This window comes from Tannerella sp. (assembly GCF_030528505.1).
Classification (GTDB): domain Bacteria; phylum Bacteroidota; class Bacteroidia; order Bacteroidales; family Tannerellaceae; genus Tannerella.
The window spans coordinates 1-20,955 of sequence record NZ_JAUMYS010000054.1 but is presented as its reverse complement, the minus strand read 5'-3'; the positions used below and the strand labels follow the sequence as shown (position 1 = coordinate 20,955).

The 20,955-nt window shown below is 46.5% G+C and carries 19 protein-coding genes and 1 tRNA gene; 13 read left to right on the top strand and 7 right to left on the bottom strand.

From position 1 onward, the window contains the following. Positions 1-366: 366 nt before the first annotated feature. The 8 genes from Q4A89_RS09065 (at position 367) to rplT (ending at position 8,368) form a co-directional block, all read left to right on the top strand. Positions 367-1,764, top strand: a complete 1,398-nt coding sequence (locus Q4A89_RS09065; RefSeq protein ID WP_303185036.1) for an undecaprenyl-phosphate glucose phosphotransferase — start codon at positions 367-369, stop codon at positions 1,762-1,764. 1 nt (position 1,765) lies between these two features. After that, on the top strand, positions 1,766-2,188 hold the full coding sequence (gene ruvX / locus Q4A89_RS09060) for a Holliday junction resolvase RuvX (protein ID WP_303185035.1): 423 nt from the start codon (positions 1,766-1,768) through the stop codon (positions 2,186-2,188). A gap of 11 nt (positions 2,189-2,199) precedes the next feature. Next, positions 2,200-2,757: a peptide deformylase gene (gene def, locus Q4A89_RS09055; RefSeq protein WP_303185034.1), complete on the top strand. Its 558-nt coding sequence runs from the start codon at positions 2,200-2,202 to the stop codon at positions 2,755-2,757. Between the two features lie 9 nt (positions 2,758-2,766). Next, positions 2,767-4,860, top strand: a complete 2,094-nt coding sequence (locus tag Q4A89_RS09050) for a tetratricopeptide repeat protein (protein ID WP_303185033.1) — start codon at positions 2,767-2,769, stop codon at positions 4,858-4,860. A gap of 174 nt (positions 4,861-5,034) precedes the next feature. Beyond that, entirely contained in the window at positions 5,035-6,993 is a 1,959-nt protein-coding gene (gene thrS, locus Q4A89_RS09045) for a threonine--tRNA ligase (RefSeq protein ID WP_303185032.1), read from the top strand. Between the two features lie 45 nt (positions 6,994-7,038). After that, positions 7,039-7,653: a translation initiation factor IF-3 gene (gene infC, locus Q4A89_RS09040; protein WP_303185030.1), complete on the top strand. Its 615-nt coding sequence runs from the start codon at positions 7,039-7,041 to the stop codon at positions 7,651-7,653. A gap of 73 nt (positions 7,654-7,726) precedes the next feature. Beyond that, positions 7,727-7,924 (top strand): 50S ribosomal protein L35, encoded by a 198-nt coding sequence (rpmI, locus tag Q4A89_RS09035; RefSeq protein WP_014225682.1) that lies wholly within the window; start codon positions 7,727-7,729, stop codon positions 7,922-7,924. A 96-nt stretch (positions 7,925-8,020) separates the two neighbouring features. After that, positions 8,021-8,368 (top strand): 50S ribosomal protein L20, encoded by a 348-nt coding sequence (gene rplT, locus Q4A89_RS09030; RefSeq protein ID WP_124750601.1) that lies wholly within the window; start codon positions 8,021-8,023, stop codon positions 8,366-8,368. A 223-nt stretch (positions 8,369-8,591) separates the two neighbouring features. On the opposite strand, the gene Q4A89_RS09025 is transcribed toward rplT, so the two are convergent. From Q4A89_RS09025 to Q4A89_RS09015, 3 genes are read right to left on the bottom strand one after another with little or no spacing between them, the layout of a single operon-like run. Continuing rightward, entirely contained in the window at positions 8,592-9,536 is a 945-nt protein-coding gene (locus Q4A89_RS09025) for a nitronate monooxygenase family protein (protein WP_303185029.1), read from the bottom strand. 32 nt (positions 9,537-9,568) lie between these two features. Next, complete coding sequence (locus Q4A89_RS09020; protein WP_303185027.1) at positions 9,569-11,224, bottom strand: MFS transporter; 1,656 nt, start codon at positions 11,222-11,224, stop codon at positions 9,569-9,571. 21 nt (positions 11,225-11,245) lie between these two features. Continuing rightward, entirely contained in the window at positions 11,246-12,556 is a 1,311-nt protein-coding gene (locus tag Q4A89_RS09015; protein ID WP_303185026.1) for a folylpolyglutamate synthase/dihydrofolate synthase family protein, read from the bottom strand. A gap of 229 nt (positions 12,557-12,785) precedes the next feature. Between Q4A89_RS09015 and Q4A89_RS09010 the strand changes: the two genes are divergently transcribed. The 3 genes from Q4A89_RS09010 to Q4A89_RS09000 are packed head-to-tail and all read left to right on the top strand — an operon-like array spanning position 12,786 to position 16,073. Then, a complete protein-coding gene (locus tag Q4A89_RS09010; RefSeq protein WP_303185025.1) occupies positions 12,786-14,114 on the top strand; it encodes a PhoH family protein in 1,329 nt (442 codons plus the stop codon). 47 nt (positions 14,115-14,161) lie between these two features. Then, complete coding sequence (locus Q4A89_RS09005) at positions 14,162-15,160, top strand: Gfo/Idh/MocA family protein (protein WP_303185023.1); 999 nt, start codon at positions 14,162-14,164, stop codon at positions 15,158-15,160. Position 15,161: 1 nt separating this feature from the next. Continuing rightward, positions 15,162-16,073, top strand: a complete 912-nt coding sequence (locus Q4A89_RS09000) for a cation diffusion facilitator family transporter (protein ID WP_303185022.1) — start codon at positions 15,162-15,164, stop codon at positions 16,071-16,073. A 26-nt stretch (positions 16,074-16,099) separates the two neighbouring features. On the opposite strand, the gene queC is transcribed toward Q4A89_RS09000, so the two are convergent. The 3 genes from queC to Q4A89_RS08985 form a co-directional block, all read right to left on the bottom strand. Then, positions 16,100-16,756, bottom strand: a complete 657-nt coding sequence (queC, locus tag Q4A89_RS08995; protein ID WP_303185020.1) for a 7-cyano-7-deazaguanine synthase QueC — start codon at positions 16,754-16,756, stop codon at positions 16,100-16,102. A gap of 6 nt (positions 16,757-16,762) precedes the next feature. After that, the gene (locus tag Q4A89_RS08990) at positions 16,763-17,461 is read right to left on the bottom strand and encodes a queuosine precursor transporter (protein ID WP_303185019.1); all 699 of its coding nucleotides are present in this window, start codon (positions 17,459-17,461) and stop codon (positions 16,763-16,765) included. A gap of 69 nt (positions 17,462-17,530) precedes the next feature. Further along, positions 17,531-17,605 (bottom strand) — tRNA-Pro (locus tag Q4A89_RS08985). Positions 17,606-17,737: 132 nt separating this feature from the next. On the opposite strand from Q4A89_RS08985, the gene Q4A89_RS08980 reads away from it, so the two are divergent. Both Q4A89_RS08980 and Q4A89_RS08975 read left to right on the top strand, forming a co-directional pair. After that, positions 17,738-18,061, top strand: a complete 324-nt coding sequence (locus tag Q4A89_RS08980) for an L-rhamnose mutarotase (protein WP_303185017.1) — start codon at positions 17,738-17,740, stop codon at positions 18,059-18,061. A 115-nt stretch (positions 18,062-18,176) separates the two neighbouring features. Further along, complete coding sequence (locus Q4A89_RS08975; protein WP_303185016.1) at positions 18,177-19,829, top strand: AMP-binding protein; 1,653 nt, start codon at positions 18,177-18,179, stop codon at positions 19,827-19,829. A 158-nt stretch (positions 19,830-19,987) separates the two neighbouring features. Here the strand turns inward: Q4A89_RS08975 and Q4A89_RS08970 are convergent, their stop codons facing one another. Beyond that, the gene (locus Q4A89_RS08970; RefSeq protein WP_303185014.1) at positions 19,988-20,704 is read right to left on the bottom strand and encodes a DUF6261 family protein; all 717 of its coding nucleotides are present in this window, start codon (positions 20,702-20,704) and stop codon (positions 19,988-19,990) included. Positions 20,705-20,955 lie beyond the last annotated feature (251 nt).

The following is a 20,955-nucleotide window of genomic DNA, read 5'->3' as shown; positions in this document are numbered from 1 at the left end:
AGGGATTGGGCAGCAATGTAAGCAAACTCACAAAATACGTTTTAGAGGAAAGGTAGCAAAAAATGACGATTATACACAAATACACGCGAACCTGGCTTTCGGAGCGGTAGCTGCTGAGTCGAAAAAAAGCAGCGTGTGTTCCCGAAAAAACATAATCGCAATACAAAATACAATCGCGATTCGTTTGATATACCGATGGCAAGGAAGGGGGTAGCTGAGTTTTTTTGATTTACTGTATGTGTGTTATTTTGTTTTTGTTTATCGATGTGTGACACTTACGATTGGAATATACAATCCGGGAAAAAAGCGATCGATCGTTTTTAAAACTCTGAAATTTTCGCTACCTTTGTCAATTCTTAAAACGAGATGGAACAAAGTTCGAAACAAGGATATTTTCTTCAGTGGCTGATAGGTGTGGGCGATTTAATCATATTAAATGCCCTGTTTTTTGGTATTTATTACGTTCTCGAACCGGTATATACCCAACCCATTGCCCACAGCCTTAAAGAAGTTATCTTATTGCTTAATTTTTGTTATTTCTTTGCGCTTTATTTTGTCCCTATCAAAATACATCTCTCCGTCGTTTTTTTGGATAATGTCGTACAGCGATCGTTCACATTGGTTACGTTTCAAACATTTTTGTTTGGTACTTGTCTGACATTTTTGAAAGTTGGCAATTCGTTTATTTTCTTTCTTTTCATTTATTATGTCGCTGTTCTGCTCTCTCTTTCGCTATGGCGTATTTTAATGCGTATTTTCGTCAAAATCTATCGTCGAAAAGGGTATAATGCGAAGAATATCATTATTATCGGGGCTGGAAAAAACGGGATGGAACTTTATAATGTGCTTCGAGATGATTTGGCGTACGGATTCAACGTGCTGGGTTTCTTCGATGATAATACGGCACTGAAAGATATTCTACCTAACTATTTGGGGCGAATCGAAGAGATGAACGATTTCGTTTCGGAACATAAAGTGGATGAAATTTACTGTACGATTCCCGGATCGAACAGTGACAAAATATCGAACTTGTTGCTCTTTGCCGAGAAGCATATGATTCGTTTTTACATTGTTCCGGAGTTTTATCGCGATATTAAAAAAAGTATGGTGATGGAGATTATGGAGTTTATCCCTCTGCTCTCGATCCGTAACGAGCCTTTGCAATCCGTCTCGAAGCGAGCTGTTAAACGAACATTCGATATTGTCTTTTCTACACTCGTGCTTCTCTTGCTTTATCCAGTGCTTTATCTTGTGGTTGGTTTGTTGATTAAGTTAAGTTCTCCCGGACCGATATTGTTTCAGCAGAAACGTACCGGTATTTACGGTAAAGAATTCGACTGTTACAAATTCCGGACAATGAAAGTAAATAAGGAGGCCGACTTGGTGCAGGCCGTTAAAAACGACCCGCGTACGACGAAGATCGGAAGTTTTCTGCGGCGGACGAACTTGGACGAAATTCCCCAGTTTATCAATGTGTTGTTTGGCGATATGTCGGTCGTAGGGCCGCGTCCTCATATGCTCAAACATACGGAACAATATTCCAAACTGATCGATAAGTATATGGTGCGTCATCTCGTTAAACCGGGCATTACCGGCTGGGCGCAAATTACCGGATACCGCGGAGAAACGAAAACGCTGGAACAGATGGAAGGACGTGTGAAGCGCGATGTGTGGTATATCGAAAACTGGTCGTTTTTCCTCGATTTGAAAATTATTTTTGTGACAGTCCTCAATATGTTCCGAGGCGAAAAAAATGCCTACTGATATGGGAAGGATTATGGCCGTTGATTATGGAGAGAAACGTACCGGATTGGCTGTTACCGATACCTTGAAACTGATTGCCAACGGGCTGACGTCCCTCCCCAGCAGCGAAGCGGCAGGATACATTGTCCGGTATGCGTCACAGGAGCCGGTCGAGCTGATTGTCGTCGGTTATCCGAAACAGATGAATAACGAACCTTCGGAGAACATGAAGCGTGTAGAAGCCTTCGTGGCTCAACTCACGAAAATACTTCCTGCTATTCCGGTAGAGTACTATGACGAACGTTTCACGTCAGTTATGGCTCAGCGAGCGATGATTGACGGAGGATTGAAAAAAAAGAAACGGCAGGACAAAGGATTGGTCGATGAAATTAGCGCTGTCCTGATTTTACAGGGATTTCTCGAAAGATTAAGAAATAAAGGTTAAAAAAGAGTATTATGATATTACCGATTTATACATACGGACAACCCGTATTGAGAGAGCCGACAAAACCGATAGATAAAGACTATCCCGAACTGAAACAGTTGATTGACGACATGTTTGACACGATGTATCATGCCGATGGGGTAGGGCTGGCTGCACCGCAGATTGGCCGTTCCATACAACTCGTCGTGATTGACGGAACGCCCGTGGCTAACGATCGTATCGAGTGTAAAGATTTTAAACGTGTACTGATCAATCCGGAGATTGTAGAAGAGAGTCACGAAACGGTGACGTTCGAGGAAGGTTGCCTGAGCTTTCCGGGTGTTCACGAGAAAGTGACTCGTCCGGAGAAAATTAAAATAAGGTATATGAACGAGCATTTTGAGCCGCAGGAGGAGAGCCTCGAAGGGTTTGCCGCCCGGATCGTATTGCACGAGTATGAACATCTGCAAGGGCACGTGTTTATCGATAACATATCGGCGATTCGACGCCAACTCAACAAAAGCAAACTGAATAACATCATCAAGGGGACGACCTCGTGTTCCTACCGTATCAAACCGCTCAAGAAATAATGAGATGAGATGAAACGGACGTTCGCTTTCTTTCTTTTCCTGTCGTGCATGATCACGATCAAAGCGCAGGTCAACACCGACCGGGTGATGGCCATCGGAAGGAATGCGCTTTATTTCGAGGATTATGTGCTTTCGATTCAGTATTTCAATCAGGTTATTAAAGCCAAACCGTGGATGGCCGAGCCTTACTTCTACAGGGCTGTGGCGAAGCTGAATCTGGACGACTTCAAAGGGGCGGAGGAGGATTGTTCGTTAAGTCTTGCCCGAAATCCGTTTTTGGCGCAGGCTTATTACGCGCGCGGTATTGCCCGTCAGAGCCTTGAGATGTATGATGAAGCGATCGAAGACTATAGTAAGGGACTGGAGTTCAAACCGGGTGATCGTCCGATGATGTCGAACAAGGCGATTGCTTATGTGCAGAAAAAGGATTTTAGCGATGCGGAGCATGTGTTCGAAGACCTGATCCGTGCTTATCCCAAATATTCGCTCGGATATCTGACACGCGGCGCCATGTATCTGGAAAAAGGAGATACGGCGCTTGCGCTGAACGATTACGACAAAGCCGTCGAGATTGATCCGTATCATGCTCCGTGTTATGGAAATCGGGCGATTGTCCTTTATCAGACAGGGCGTTTCAAAGACGCCTTGGCCGACTTGAACGAAGCCATCCGTCTGAATACGCGTGAGAGTGGCTATTACATCAACCGTGGACTCGTACGTTATCAGATGAATGACTTGCGAGGGGCTATGGCCGATTATGATCAAGTAATCGATATGGACGGCAGAAACTTGATCGCCCGTTTTAATCGCGGTCTGTTGCGCGCACAAGTGGGCGACAATAACCGCGCGATTGAGGATTTCGATGTTGTGCTCGAGCAGGAGCCGGATAATTATATGGCGTATTACAACCGTGCTCTGCTGAATCATGAAGTGGGTGATTACAGAGGTGCCGTACGAGATATCAACGTGGTGTTGAAGCAATATCCGAATTTTTTGCCTGGTTATTACAGTCGTGCCGAAGCCAAACGGAAGCTGAACGATTTGAGCGGTGCCGACCGGGATTATCTCATGGCCATGAAACTCGAACAAGATAAGCGTCAGGGACAGAAGTCTGGTGGGGAGACGTCCGGAAGCTCCGAAAAAGAGACGAATACGCGCGAAGAGTCCGACAAAAATATCGACAAGTTTAATCGCTTGGTTGTTTACGACAAGAAAGAGGAACAAAAGAGCAAATATCAAAGCGAAATACGTGGCAGAGTGCAAGATCGCAACGTACAAGTCGATCTCGAACCGCAGTTTATCCTGACGTATTACGAAAAAAACAGGGTTGTCCAGGAATCTGTTTATTACGACAAGACCGTTGAGCAATTTAATGCACGTATGGTGCTGGCGTGGAAACTGCTTCTGACAAACAACGAGGCAGCTTTGACCGAGGAGCAGATCGCCATGCACTTTGCTTCTATCAACGAATATTCTGCTAAAATAGAGAGAGAGCCCAATAATCCGGATAACTACTTCGGAAGAGCCATCGATTTTATGCTCGTACAGGATTTTGCGGAAGCTATTCGTAACTTCGACAAAGTCATCGAATTGGATCCGTCGTATACCTTGGCTTATTTCAATCGGGCTTCTATTCGTTACAAACAGATGGAGTATAACTTGTCGCAGGGGGGGCGTACGGATGAACAGGCAAGTAGCCGAACAATCAATTTTGAATTAGCTGGCAACAAGCCTTCGGTCATCCATGAAAATCCAGTAAACGATCTGCAACAAAGCCGGTTGAAAGAAGAAACGAAGGGCTATGAGCACGAGCTGATTATCCGGGATTACGACATGGTCATCCGACAAGCTCCCGGCTTCATCTATTCATATTACAATCGCGGCAACCTGCGATGTGCTCAGCGCGACTTCCGTGCCGCTATTGCCGACTACAACGAAGCGATCTTGCGCGATCCCGAATTTGCCGAAGCGTATTTTAATCGTGGCCTCGCACGGCTCTCGCAAGGTGATGCTACGCGCGGTATTGCCGATCTGAGCAAGGCCGGCGAACTTGGCATCCTGAATGCTTACAGCATCATCAAGCGCATGACGGCTAATCATTAATTCTTGTTGTAAATATCTGATAAGATGATTTTTGTGGTTTTTTTCTGCGATAAAAGATGCTCGGAAACTATGGTGAAATTCGGGATAAAAATTTTTTTTGAGGGTAGGAGATTAAAGATTCTGCAAAAAATCGTTACCTTTGTGCCCTAATTTCAGATTTTCAGTAAATAAAGAATGATAAAAATTACATTTCCGGATCAGTCTGTAAAGGAATTTGCAGAAGGTACGACTCCGATGGAGATTGCAAAAAATATCAGCCCTCGTTTGGCACAGGAAGTGCTGGCGGCCAAAGTAAACGGAGAAGTGTGGGACTTAACGCGTCCGCTTACACACGACACCGCGATACAGCTTTTGAAGTGGGATGATGAAGACGGTAAGCATGCTTACTGGCATTCGAGCGCCCATCTGATGGCCGAGGCTCTGCAGCAACTCTATCCGAACGTTAAGTTTGGTATCGGGCCGGCCATCGAAAACGGATTTTATTACGATATTGATTTGGGAGACGACGTCATCACCGATAGCGATTTTGCGAAGATCGAAGCCAAAATGATGGAACTGGCCGCTAAAGGAGAAACAATTCAGCGGGCAAGCATCTCGAAGGCAGACGCGATGAAAATGTTCGGTGATCGGGGTGAGGTTTATAAGACGGAGCTTATCAGCGAATTGGAAGACGGACAGATTTCAACCTACACACAGGGCATGTTTACCGACCTGTGTCGTGGGCCGCACTTGCCTGACACGTCGTATATCAAGGCCGTTAAAATAACGAGTGTCGCCGGCGCGTATTGGCGTGGTGACGAAAAACGGAAACAGCTCGTACGTCTTTACGGTATCACGTTCCCGAAGAAAAAGATGCTCGACGAATATCTCACGATGATGGAAGAAGCGAAGAAGCGCGACCATCGTAAAATAGGACGTGAGTTGGAATTGTTTGCCTTCTCGTCTGCTGTCGGTTCGGGTTTGCCGTTGTGGTTACCGCGCGGTACGCAGTTACGTCTCAGGCTCGAAGATTTCTTGAAACGTATCCAGAAAAGATACGGATATCAGCAAGTGATGACCCCGCATATCGGAAGCAAATTGTTATACGTAACTTCCGGACATTATGCGAAATACGGAAAAGACTCGTTTCAGCCTATCCACACGCCGCAGGAAGGCGAAGAATTTTTGCTGAAACCGATGAACTGTCCGCATCATTGCGAAATTTATAAAATCACGCCGCATTCTTACAAAGACTTGCCCTTGCGTCTCGCCGAATTCGGTACGGTTTACCGTTACGAACAAAGCGGTGAATTGCACGGTCTGACAAGAGTTCGAGGATTTACGCAGGACGATGCCCACATCTTCTGTCGCCCGGATCAGTTGAAGGACGAGTTTTTGAAAGTGATGGACATCATCTTTATTATTTTCAAAGCGCTTAACTTCGAGAATTTCGAAGCACAAATTTCGTTGCGTGATCCGCAGAATAGAGAAAAATATATCGGTTCGGACGAGAACTGGGAAAAAGCCGAACGTGCCATTATCGAGGCTTGCGAAGAGAAAGGGCTCCCGGCCAAGGTGGAATTGGGAGAGGCTGCTTTCTATGGTCCGAAGCTCGACTTTATGGTGAAAGACGCGATCGGTCGCCGCTGGCAATTAGGTACCATACAAGTAGATTATAATTTGCCCGAACGTTTCGAACTGGAATATACGGGCGACGACAATCAGAAGCACCGTCCCGTTATGATTCACCGCGCGCCTTTTGGGTCGATCGAGCGTTTCGTGGCGGTCCTGATTGAGCATACAGGAGGTAAATTCCCATTGTGGCTGACTCCCGATCAGGTGGTTGTGCTGCCTATCGGAGAGCGCTTCAACGATTATGCGCATCAGGTTGCCAGAGAATTGGAACAGCACGATATCCGTGTGCTTGTGGACGACCGTAACGAAAAGATCGGCCGGAAAATCCGCGACAATGAGCTGAAACGAACCCCTTACATGCTGATTGTGGGTGAGAAAGAACAGGAAAATAACGAAATATCGATAAGAAAACAAGGAGAAGGCGATCAGGGTACGATGAAAATTGCTACCTTTGCCGCGCAAATCACTGCCGAAGTAGACGATATGATGAATCGGTGGGAGAAAGAACAAAGAAATTGATACGATAGAAAAGGAGGAATTTTATATTTGGACAATCAAAAGAAAATGAAAAACGACAAACTGAAGGAGCAATACCGGATTAATGAACGTATTCGGGTGCCCGAAGTTCGCTTAGTCGGTGAGAATGTAACTCAAGGAGTATATCCTATCGAGAAGGCTTTACAGATCGCCGAAGCCCAAGAGATGGATTTAGTAGAGATTTCACCGAACGCTGATCCTCCGGTATGTAGAATCACCGATTATCAGAAGTTTCTCTATCAACAAAAAAAGCGACAGAAAGAGCAGAAGGCAAAATCGGTGAGAGTCGTCGTGAAAGAGATTCGGTTTGGTCCGCAAACAGACGACCATGATTACAATTTCAAGTTGCGTCATGCCAAAGAATTTTTGGGAGAAGGTGCCAAAGTGAAAGCGTATGTGTTTTTCAAGGGACGCTCGATTCTCTTCAAGGAACAAGGTGAAGTGCTTCTATTACGGTTTGCCAACGATTTGGAGGAATACGGAAAATTGGAACAGATGCCGGTCTTGGAAGGAAAGCGCATGACCATCATGCTTAGCCCGAAGAAGAGCAGTAGTTCGGGAAAACAAGCTTCAGCCAAGCCGGCAGGAACTACGCCTCCGTCGAAACCTTCCGAAACAGCGGGAACAGAGTCTAAAGAGTAACCCGTTCGAACAAAATAAGATAAACTTGTATTTACATATTTATATTAACAACTTAACAATTTAAAAAAGAGTTATGCCAAAGATGAAGACTAATTCCGGTGCCAAAAAGAGGTTCGCCCTTACCGGAACAGGGAAAATCAAAAGAAAACATGCTTTTAAGAGTCATATTCTGACGAAGAAGACGAAAAAGCAAAAACGAAACCTGACCGCGACCGGTTTGGTAGACAGCGCGAATGTACGTAGTGTGAAGGAAATGCTTTGCATGAAATAAATCAGGAGCAAGAGATTATTCATTATTTTATTAACCGAATGTTTAGCTCCCAAGATCATCTGAAAAGGTGGCGCTGACATTCAAAAATTCAAAATTATGCCAAGATCAGTAAATCATGTTGCTTCAAGAGCAAAAAGAAAACGGATTCTGAAACTTACGAGAGGGTATTATGGAGCTCGTAAAAACGTATGGACAGTTGCTAAAAATACGTGGGAAAAAGGGTTAACCTATGCGTTCCGCGACCGTCGTAACAAGAAACGTAATTTCCGCGCATTGTGGATACAGCGTATCAACGCAGCCGCACGTCTGGAAGGTCTGTCGTATTCTCGCCTGATGGGGGGATTGCGCGAAGCAGGGATCGAAATCAACCGTAAGGTGTTGGCCGATTTGGCCGTGAATCATCCCGAAGCTTTCAAAGCTGTGGTCAATAAAATCGCCAAATAACATGCGACATTACTCTTAGTCTATTTTGTAATGAGGAGGGTGTGCCCAAAACGGTACACCCTCTTTTTGTTTGATAGAGAAAGACAGGCTTCGGTATGATAGGTTCTTCTTGAAAACTCTATTTACACTCTTAACAAGGTGATGATAAAATATCGCTCCGCCACAAATCAAATCTTTTGATCTGCAGCGGAGCATTGATAGCTAAAAGTTTACGGTGGGAAAATCAGAATCTGATTTCCTTAAGTCCGTCGATCGCAGCATTATATTCGGCAATCATTTGGGCAATGATTTGTCCGACCGGTTCGACCGTGCGTATCATGGAGGCAGCTTGCCCGATTTCCAGTTCGCCTTCGTCAAGTTCGCCTTCGAAGATACCTCTCTTGGCACGTCCCCGTCCGAGAAGTTGCGCGATTTCTTCGGCTGAGGCGCCGGCATTTTCGGCTTGCTCCACCTGACGGTAAAATTCGTTCTTGATCAGGCGTGTAGGAGAAAGCTTTTTGAGCGATAGCATCGTATCACCTTCGTTGAGCGTGATACATTTCTGCTTGAATTGCTCGTGCGCCGAGCTTTCTTCCGACAGGGCAAAGCGCGTTCCCACCTGCACGCCTTCGGCTCCTAACGCCATTGCGGCCAGCATCCCCCGTCCCGAAGCGATACCTCCTGCAGCAATCAGTGGCAGCGAGATCGCACGACGCACTTGCGGGATGAGCGTGAGCGTGGTTGTCTCTTCGCGTCCATTATGTCCTCCGGCTTCGAATCCTTCGGCCACTACCGCATCGCATCCGGCTTCTTCACATTTGCGAGCAAAAGCGGTGCTACTAACTACGTGTACGACTTTGATTCCGTTTTTCTGCAACAGAGGTGTCCATTTTTTCGGACTTCCGGCCGAGGTGAACACAATCTTTACCTTCTCACGCAAAATGATTTCGATGATACGATCCATTTCGGGATAGAGTAGGGGCACATTGATCCCCCATGGCTTATCCGTCGCCTGATGCATCTTCCGAATATGCTCTTCGAGCGTTTCGGGATGCATCGAACCGGCACCCAGTAGCCCGAGTCCTCCGTTGTTGCTTACGGCCGAGGCCAAGCGCCAACCGCTGCACCACACCATACCGCCCGAAATAATCGGATAGCGGATTCCGAAAAGTTCTGTTACTCTGTTCATATATATCGTTTTTTTATCTTTATCGTTTAAAATCAATCGGAAATATTGGGTTTTTCCAAACCGTATCCTTTCCGTTTGTCTTCCATCTTAAGCCAGAAGCCCATAACGAGTGCCAAAATGCCCAGTGAAGCCAACATCATCAGCGGATTCGTATAGTTATAAGAAACTGCTGCTACTTCGGGGGCGATCGTTCCATCGGCCAGCTGCTGCACAATTTCGGGATTCGAAGCATTCAGCACTTTACCGATTAATAGCGGGAAGAGCCATAATCCGATGTTCTGAATCCAGAAGATCAGGGCGTATGCCGATCCGATCACTTTGCTGTCGACCAGCTTGGGCACGCTGGGCCACAAGGCCGCAGGTACCAGAGAAAACGAAGAGCCGAGCACCAAAATCGTCACGAAAGCCAAGATGATACCACCGATATTGTTTCCTTTAAACATAGGTAAAACAAACGCGAATGTCAGGTGGCAAATAATCAACAAGATGGAGCCGAGCATCAACATAGTGGCTGCTTTTCCTTTATTGTCTACATATTTTCCCAGAATGGGCGTGATTCCCACCGCCAGCAACGGGAATACGGCAAAAATTGATTCGGCAGATTGACGTTTGTAAGACATGTAACAGAAAATGATCAGGAATATAACTGAAAGAGCCAGCAGCACGGTTTTCGTCATTTTCTTTCTGAAGTTACTCATAAATGAAGTGGCCGCAACCAGCAGCATCACGAAATACTGGATAAACGCAACCTGACTCGAAGCCCAAAACGAAGACGGGTCGGGTGTTACGAAATCGATGTTGCATTGAAGCATATTCACGGCATATTTCTGGAAGGGGAAAATCGCCGAATAATAAAGTACGCAGAGCAATGCCACGAGCCAAAAAACACCGCTCGAAAAGATTTTACCGAGATCGCGTATTCTGAACGGATCGTCTTTCTCTTCAGCCTCTCCTGTTTGTGCATCCAGCTTTTTATCCATGAAGAAGTAGACGATAAACATCATCAAAGCGATTAATAATAAGATGACTCCGAATGCAGCAGAACGCGAAACATCGATGACACCATACATTTTGGCGAAGACGGGCGAGAAAATCATACAAGTAGCAACTCCCAAACGGGCTAATGCCATTTCAGAGCCCATGGCCAGCGCCATTTCACGTCCTTTGAACCATTTCACAATTCCTCTCGAAACCGTAATACCGGCCATTTCCACTCCACAGCCGAAGATCATGAAGCCGATGGCTGCAAACTTAGCCGAGGCCGGCATCCCTTTATAAAATGGCGAAACGCCTAATTCGTCGAACAATGGAATATAATTGAGGTTGTCGGTAAACCATTTTTCCAGCTCTGAACCCATAAACATTTCTGTAACGGCATACCAATTGATGGTTGCACCGATAAGCATTACCAGACCCGATAAGAGTGCGGTGAAACGAACCCCCATTTTATCCAGAATAATCCCAGCAATAATAAGGAAGAAGATAAAGACATTGAGGAATGTTTCGGAGCCGGCGTAGGTACCGAATGCATCGGAATCCCAGCCGCGTGTCGACTCGAGTAAGTCTTTAATGGGAGATAGGATGTCCATGAAAATGTACGAACAGAACATGGCAAAAGCTAAAAGCATCAGGGCCGTCCAACGTACCCAGGCTTTATCCCTTAAGAGGGGTTGAATTTTTTCAGTCATAAGAAATTTAGTTTGTTTGATTTATTTTCGTTGAATAGTTGGAAACAGCGGTAAAGCATCGGCTACCACGAACGTGCTGCCACCGATAAAAATCAGATCGTCATTGCGAGCCTCTTCGGTTGCGGCGCGTACTGCTTCACGCACAGTCGGGTAGGTTGTTCCGTACAGCCCGTGTTTGAGAGCTTTCCGAGCTAATTCTTCTTCGGAAAGCGCCCTCTTGACAGAGGCCTGAGTAAAATAATACGATGCTTGTTTGGGCATCATATTCAGGACACTGTCCACGTCTTTGTCACTCGCCATGCCAATGACGAGATGCAGGTGCGGATGGTGCTCAAAAGCCTCGTTAAGCAGTTGGCGTAAATTCTCCCATGCCCCGGTATTATGACCTGTGTCACAGATTACAGTCGGATCGTTTTGGATCGTTTGCCAGCGTCCCATCAGGCCGGTCGCTTCGACGACTTTTGCAAAACCGTTGACTATCGCGTTAGGATGCAGTTTAATTCCCTGCTCTTTGAGGGCGCGGATGGCCGTTAATACAGTCTGAGCATTCTCTTTCTGAAATGAGCCGGCCAGCTCACCTTTGATTTCGCCGAAATCTTTGGAATCGAACAGCCATTTTCCATCCGGCATCAATTGTGCCGAGCGCAAAGGAGCCTCATCGGAGGCAAAATAGATTTGTGCTCTCAATAGTTTCGCCTTGTTGATAAAGACTTGTCGAACGTTGGGGTTCGAGGCATTTCCGATTACAACCGGTCTATAAGGTTTGATGATGCCTGCCTTCTCTTCCGCAATTCTCTCCGGAGTATCGCCCAAAAACTGCATATGATCCATGCTGATGTTTGTGATGATACTCATGATGGGCGTCACGATATTCGTGCTGTCTAACCGTCCACCCAAGCCTGTTTCGACGATAGCAAAATCTACTTTTTTATGTTTGAAATAGTCGAAAGCCATGGCTGAAGTCAATTCGAAGAACGATGGATTGATCGATTCAATCAGCATGCGGTGGCTTTCGACAAAATCGACTACATACTGCCGTGGGATTTTTTTTCCATTCACTCGTATGCGTTCACAGAAATCGGTCAGATGGGGCGAGGTATATAGCCCGACTTTGTATTTGGATGCCCTCAAAATGGTAGCCAGCAGATGCGATACGGAGCCTTTTCCGTTTGTTCCTGCCACATGAATGATCCGATAGTTGCGGTGCGGACATTTTAACGCTTCGTCCAGCGCAAAGGTACGATCAAGACCGGGCTTGTAAGCTGCTCCCCCGATATCCTGAAAGGAAGGGGTTCGTTCGTAAAGATATTGAAGTATTGCTTCGTATTTCATAGTTTTAATCAGCGCGTAAATATAAAGACTTATTTACGATTCGATGAAGAATGAATTCTGAAAAAACAATAAATTGTTTGTTTTTTTGAGTTTCTCTGCAATAGAACGGATAAAGATTCGTTTTGAGGCATTTTTTTGCTCGTTTTTTTCTTTTTTATTATGACTGTTTCCTGAAAAAGTCGTTAATTAGCGACCGAATTAACAACATCATGATTAAAACGTAAAAGACATGGGAGCAAAGAAAAATTTTGTATTGGATACGAATGTAATTCTTCATGATTATAGATGTATCGAACATTTTCAGGAAAACGATATTTATCTTCCGATTGTCGTACTCGAAGAGTTAGACAAGTTTAAGAAAGGCAGCAGCCAGTTGAATTATAATGCGCGAGAATTTGTGCGTGAATTAGATCGGTTGACCTCCAATGATTTGTTTCTCAAAGGTGCGTCGTTGGGCGAAGGGAAAGGCATGCTCTATGTCGTAACGGGCGATAAATATCACGACAGGATTGCGGCATCGTTTCCGGAGCGTATTCCCGATCATCGCATTCTTTCGTGCGCTTACACCGTGGGCAGTGAACATCCCGAGATGAAAACGACTCTGGTGACTAAAGATATCAATATGCGTATGAAAGCGCGTGCATTGGGCATTTCCGTCGAAGATTACATCACGGACAAGGTGAAAAATGCCGACTTGTTTAAAGACACGCAGGATACGTATGAGAATGTAGATGCCGACCTGATCGATCAGCTCTATTCATCGTTCGACGGAGTGGATGCTTCGCAGTTCGAATTTGCTGATACGTTACAGCCGAATGCGTGTTTTATCATGAAAAGTTCTCGCAGCTCAGTGTTGGCACGTTACAATCCGTTTACAGAGAGAATTAAAAAGGTTGATAAGGGAGGGCGGAATTATGGTATTCAACCGCGTAATGCCGAGCAAAGTTTCGCGTTTGAAGTGTTGAATGATCCGAATATCAAGCTCGTGGGCATCACGGGGAAGGCCGGTACGGGAAAGACGCTCTTGGCGCTCGCCTCGGCACTGCATCAGATGCAGAGTTACAAGCAGATTCTTTTGGCACGCCCCATTGTATCGTTGGCCAATAAGGATATCGGTTTTCTTCCGGGTACCGAGAAGGAAAAAGTCGCACCGTTTATGCAGCCGTTGTTCGACAATCTGAATGTTATCAAATCGCAGTTTTCGCCATCGGCGAAAGAAGTGCGTCAACTCGAAGAATTGCAAAAGGAAGAACGTCTGGTGATCGAGGCATTGGCTTTTATCCGCGGACGCAGTCTTTCCGAAACGTTCTGCATCGTCGATGAGGCGCAAAACCTGACACCACACGAGATCAAAACCATTGTGACGCGTACGGGTGAAGGCACGAAAATGGTTTTCACGGGCGATGTGCATCAGATCGATTCGCCTTATCTTGATGCGCAGAGCAACGGACTGGCGTATATGATTGACAAGATGCGCGGGCAGAACCTGTTTGCCCATATCAATTTGTTGAAAGGTGAACGGAGCGAATTGGCCGAGCTGGCCTCCGACCTGCTCTGATCGACTTTCATACAATATAATTATATAGCAAACTAAAAAATGGCGGAATGATGAATAAATTACGGACAGCTATCGTGGGCTTTGGCTTTATGGGTAAGACACATGCCGGAAATATTCTTCGCAGCGATCTGATGACCTTATCGGCTATTGTCGATCGCTCGCCCGAAGCGATGGATCAAGCAATGGCTGGCAATTTGAATACCGGTTCGTCCGATCCCTCAGCATGGTTGTCTGTTCGGCAATATACCGATTGGGACGAATGTCTGGAAAAGGAATCGCTCGATTTGGCCTATATTTGCGTGCATACTTCGATGCATTACCAGATGGTGATGAAAGCGCTTCGCAAAGGGTTGCACGTTTTTATTGAAAAACCGTTCGTGCTCAATGTTGCGGAGGGCGAAGCATTAATCGAGGAGGCGCGTCGGCAACAACGGAAGCTCGGGGTAGCTCATGTTGTACGCTTCATGCCGGCTTATATTCGGCTGATGGAATGTTGTCGGCAAGAGACATACGGAGCGTTGAAGTTTCTTTCTCTTACGCGTTTTTCAGGTATTCCGCATTGGGGAGAATGGGAGAAACACCGTCAGGATTTCGGCTCTTCGGGAGGAGCATTGTTCGATCTGTTGATTCACGATATCGATTATGTACATTATCTATTGGGAAAACCTGATCGCATTGAGTCGCTTTGCCGGCCTGGAGCCTTGAGTCTTCATGATTATGTGTCAGCTATCTGGCATTATGAAGGAAGGGATTGGCTGGTGAAGGTGGAGGGAGGCAATACGTTTCATGCTCGGTTGCCGTTTGAGGCCGGTTTCAAGGCCATGTTCGAAAGAGCTTCCGTGACGTGGTCGTCAGGAAACGCGCGGGAGTTATATGTTGCAGACGATGCATCCTTACAAACGATTGCTTTAGCCGATGTGGGAGAAGGTTATCGGGACGAAGGAACTTATTTTGCGCGGTGTATTGTAGACGGTACGTATCCCGAGGCATGCAGTGCGGAGTCTTCGCTCGATACCGTCCGTTTGTGTCATCAGCATATCCGGTGAGATGTCGAGGGAAAAAGACCTGAAAAACATTACGGTATGGGGCTTTATCGGCAATTTTATATTGCTGTTGTTTAAGTTTTTCGCCGGAATATGGGGACGCAGCAGCGCAATGCTGGCCGATGCCGTTCATTCGCTCTCTGACTTTGCCACCGACGTGGTTGTATTTATTTGCATCCATCTTTCTGCAAGACCGAGGGACGAGGATCACGATTATGGACATGGAAAGTACGAGACACTGGCCACGTCGGTGATTGGAGTCGTTTTACTTTTCGTGGGCGTCGGTATTTTCTGGAGTGGAGCGAGTAAAATTTATTGTTTTTATGTGCTGGACGAACCGATTGCCTCACCCGGCAAGATTGCACTCATAGCGGCGCTCGTTTCTCTTCTTGTCAAGGAACTCCTTTTTCAGGTGACCGTTGCTGTGGGTAAGCGCCAAGAAAGTCCGACGGTTATTGCTAATGCATGGCATCATCGTTCGGATGCTCTTTCATCTGTCGGTACGGCGTTGGGTATTGCGGGAGCGATCTGGTTGGGGGAGGACTGGACGGTGCTTGATCCGATCGCAGCCTTGGTTGTGAGCGTACTGGTGGTTAAAGTTGCAGTCACACTCACGGTACCGGCTGTTAACGACTTATTGGAGAAATCGCTACCCGAAGAGATCGAAGACGAAATTCTGGCTACGATCGGAGCGGTCGACAAGGTACAAGACCCTCATCATCTGCAAACACGCAGGATCGGGAGTAATTATGCCATCGAGGCACATATCCGCGTGGATGGCGGGATGACGGTAAACGATGCGCATGAAATCATGTGCCGAGTCGAACGGCAGTTGCGTGAAAAATACGGATCAAATACGCATATTACGTTACATGTCGAGCCGGTGAAACAAGCATCGAAGGCTCTTTTGAATTGATTGCTGATTGTTAAAAAAGAAGCAATTTATTCCTTTTCTTGACAGTATTTTTCCAGCCCTTCGCGACGCAGACGGCAGGCAGGGCATTCGCCGCAGCCGTCTCCCACGATGCCGTTGTAGCAAGTGAGTGTCTCGCGCCGTATCAGGTCGAAGACGCCCAGTTCGTCGGCAAGAGCCCACACGCCCGCTTTATCGAGCCACATCAGCGGAGTATGGATAACGAACGGTTCGTCCATCGCCAGATTCAGCGTCACATTGAGCGATTTAATAAATGCGTCGCGACAGTCGGGATAGCCGCTGAAATCGGTCTGCGACACACCCGTCACTAAATGGTAGATGGAACGTTCACTCGCGTAGACAGCTGCGATACTGAGGAAAAATAAATTCCGGCCGGGGACGAACGTGTTCGGAACGCTATCTTCAGGCTTTTCCTGATCCATCGTCAGGCTGGGATCGGTCAAGGCATTTCTGCCCAGACCACCGACGAACGAAACATCCATCACCTCACATTCTACCGAAGCCTGACGAGCTATTTCGCGTGCCACTTCGACTTCGGCGCGATGCTTCTGGCCGTAGAGAAACGTTAACGCACGAACTTCTTTAAAATGTTTTTTCGCCCAATAAAGGCACGTCGTCGAATCTTGTCCGCCGCTGAAGACGACGAGTGCCGATTCACTGCTCATGATGTTTTAAATTTCTGTTATCTTCAGCACGTTGTAGGAGACGTTCTCGTCATACACGTCGGCACCGTCTACCTTTTTGATATACTTCACCACACGAATGGTAACGGGAAGGATGATGATCTCGTACAGTGTTTTGAGTATGGCCTGCACAATAATCATCTTCAAGAGCTCATTCGCAGGCATCAGTCCGCCGAATGCGATGGGGAAGAAGAGGATAGAGTCTGCACTTTCGCCTGCGAGCGTCGATAAAACGGCGCGATAAGAGAAATGTTTACCTTTCGAAGCGATTTTCATACGACTCATTACGTAGGCATTCAGGAACGAACCGACGAGAAAGGCGAGTAAGCTGGCCGCAACGATGCGTGGCGCGAGTCCGAACACGAAGTTAAACGCTTCTTCGCCTTCCCAGAAAGGAGCGCCCGGAAGCTGAATAGCCAGCTGACTGAGGCCGACGACGAGGAAGTTCATTGCAAACCCCATCCAGATAATCAGACGCGCTTTGCGATAGCCCCACACTTCGGCGATACAGTCGTTGATGATGTACGAAATCGGAAACACGAGCAGCCCCGCGGTGACGGAGATTGAACCGATGCGGGGGATTACCCCGAGTTCAATCAGTTTGGTTTCCAAAAAATTTGACGCTACAAGGCATACGCAGAAAAGGATGCCGAGCATCATAAACGATACAGATACTTTATTCTTCATTTTTCTTGTTTTTTACGTGGTGTTCAAGCACACGGCCGCAGCAATTGCGCGACAAACCACTGTTTTTTGTGAAGCATACGAGAGTCGAACCCGCTCCTTCTCGGTCTCCTGACCGAACGCTCTGTCCCCATAAGCTAATGCTCCTCCGCATTGTCCTTTTCCGGAAAATGCGGCCGCAAAGGTACGATTTATTTTCACACAAACGCTTTCGGACTTTTATTTTTTTCGGAGAATCGTTACTTTTGCCTTTCGTACGATAATTAAAATCAAATAGCTATGAAACGTTACGGAAGCATCATCGGCATAAGGCCGGAAAAGCTCGAAGAATACAAAAAGTTACATGCGGCAGTGTGGCCGGAAGTTTTACAAACCATTTGCGAGTGCAATATTCGCAACTATTCGATTTATTACAAAGACGGGCTGCTATTCAGTTACTACGAATATGTGGGAACGGATTACGAGGCCGATATGAAGAAGATGGCTGCCGATCCGGTCACCCAAAAATGGTGGACATTCTGCGAACCGTGCCAGCAACCGCTCGACACACGCGCCGACGGCGAATGGTGGGCCGTAATGGAAGAAGTATTTCATACGGACTAACGTTTTTCGAGCACTTGGAAGGCTTGTAATTTTTTTATGTAACATCTACACAAAACATCGATTTATGCTACCTTTGTATGGCTGAATAAAGCAGAATAAATAAAAGAACACAGATATGGGAAATCGTTTTTTAGGACTTATCGAAGAGAGTCTCAAGGCTCATTGGGAATTGCCCGCATTGACCGATTATCAGGGCGAAACATTTTACTATAAAGACATAGCCGCCGAGATTTATCAACTGCATATTCTGTTGGAACAAGCCGGCATCCGGAAGGGTGACCGGGTGGCGCTCATCGGGCGTAACTCGTCGCGATGGGTGATCAGCTTTTTCGGCATCCTTTCGTACGGTGCGGTGGCTACGCCGATTCTGCACGATTTTCATCCCGAAAACGTTCATCATATTGTCAATCATTCGGAGGCCAAGGTTTTGCTCGCCGCCAAACAAAACTGGGAAGTACTTAACGAGCATGCCATCGCGGGGGTCGAGCTGATTTTGTCGCTCGAAGACTGGTCGGTGATTCGCAGCAAACGACCGGAAGTGATGAAGGTGCGCGAACAGATTCAGGAGATTTTCAGCAGGCAACATCCTGCGTTTTCGGCCGATGAGGTACGCTTCCATGTGGAAGAACCCGAAGAAATGGCGGTGCTTAACTATACTTCCGGCACGACAGGCTTCTCGAAGGGCGTCATGCTGCCTTACCGCAGTTTGTGGAGCAACACGAAGTACGCGGCAGACAATCTGCCTTTCGTGCTGTCGGGCGATCATTTCGTATGTATGCTTCCGATGGCACACATGTACGGACTGGCTTTTGAAATATTGAACGGTATCAATAAAGGTTGCCATATTCATTTCCTGCCGCGCATTCCCAGCCCGAAAATCATCATCGACAGTTTCTCGGCGGTTAAGCCGCGGCTGATTATCGCCGTGCCGCTGATCATCGAAAAGATTGTGCGAAATAAAATCTTTCCGGTGCTCGAGCAGCCGAAGATGAAGTTACTTTGTAAACTTCCGCTCGTGAAGCAGTTGATTTATAAGAAGATTCTTGCCAAGCTAAATGATACTTTCGGAGGAGAATTTACGGAGGTGGTAATCGGAGGCGCTGCCATCAATAAGGAAGTAGAAGCTTTTCTTCGCCTCATCGGGTTCCGGTACACGGTCGGCTACGGTATGACGGAGTGCGGCCCGCTGATTTCGTACGAACAATGGGATACGTATAAGAAAGGCTCTGTTGGGCGTATCGTTGATCGGATGGAGGTGATGATCGATTCTTCCGATCCGGAACACGTGGCGGGCGAAATCATGGTGCGCGGAACAAACGTGATGCTCGGCTATTATAAGAACCCTAAGGATACGGCAGAAGTCATGGAGGCTGACGGGTGGATGCATACCGGAGACCTCGGTACGATCGATAAAGACGGATTCCTCTATATCCGTGGACGAAGCAAGACGATGATCCTTAGTTCGAACGGGCAGAATATTTACCCCGAAGAGATTGAAAGTGTTTTGAATAACCTGCCTTATGTCGCGGAGTCGCTTATCGTCGAAAGAGACGATAAGTTAACAGCTCTTGTTTACCCTGACCGTGAGCAGGCGAAGCATAACGGATTGACGGAAGAAGAGCTTGAAGTCGTGATGAAGCAAAACCTGAAAGAACTGAATGCGCGTATCCCGAAATACTGCAAGGTCGAGGAGCTCCGGCTGCGTGATGAGGTGTTTGAGAAGACGCCTAAACAGAGCATCAAGCGTTACCTCTATCAGGAGAAATAATTGCGGAACGGATTCGCGACTTTCCGGCTTGGATTGCTTAGCGGTTGTCGCCGCCAGATAAACGGAATCTCCCTCCGATGCCTGTATACGGACAGACACGGAGGGAGATTTGTTTTTAACTCGTCAGCAACCGGCCATTGCCGCACGTTCGCATGCCGTTATTTCGACTCTTCTTTGCCTTTACGCATCGAATCGCGTTGTTTAACCATCTGCTGAGCATTGGATACCGCCTGATTAATACGTCCGGCAAGCCGCACGTACGGACCTTCGCCATCTACAACCGCAAGGCTGTTAATGTTTTTACAAAGTATGCGGAATTGCTCATCAAGATGTTTGCGTGTATCGGACAGCAGCCCGACTACGTATTCGGCTTCTTTCTCCGTCTGTTTGGCATGCAGCTCGATAAAACGGTCGTTAGCTTCTTTCAGTTTCTTGGTCCAACTTTTCAGATTGAGAGCCGTCAGATCCGCTTCATCAAGATCTTGCAATAAATTGGTAATAGCCGCGCTTTCCGCACCCTGACGCATGCGGCTTATTTTACTCCCGCCGTAGTGCTCGATCATATTCCAGATGCGTGTGGCAGCTTCGCGAAGGTCGTCTTCCGGAGCGTTCAAATAACCTTTCGTTATACGATAGAAGCCGATAAAGGCCTTATCGCGTTCGGCATCTACTTCATGTTTGTTGACGATCAGGCCTGTTTTTCTGGCCTGTTTAAACGCGTCGTCGTACTCGTCGAATGCTTTAGTGAAACCACCAGCCGGGTTAACGAGTTTCATGGTAATCAAATCTTCCTCGTTCAAAAATGAGCGCACAAGCGTCATGGTATGAAAAAAATCATCGTGAGGAACACGTGTCAAATAAGTGCTTTCAATCATAATATTCAATTTTTAAGATGATTTGTCTCTTTTATTTCTCTTACGCGTACAAAAATATATTTTATTTTTTAATCCGCAAAATAAAAAGAAGAAAAAGTTGATTTTTTTCTTTTCAGATAAATTAATTTTAGAAAATAATAAGAGAAGCCTCATTATATAAATGAAATCTCTCATTGTGTCAGCACAATATAGGATTACAAAAGTGAAATGCCATATTGTGCGAGCACAATACATGATTACAAAAGTGAAAT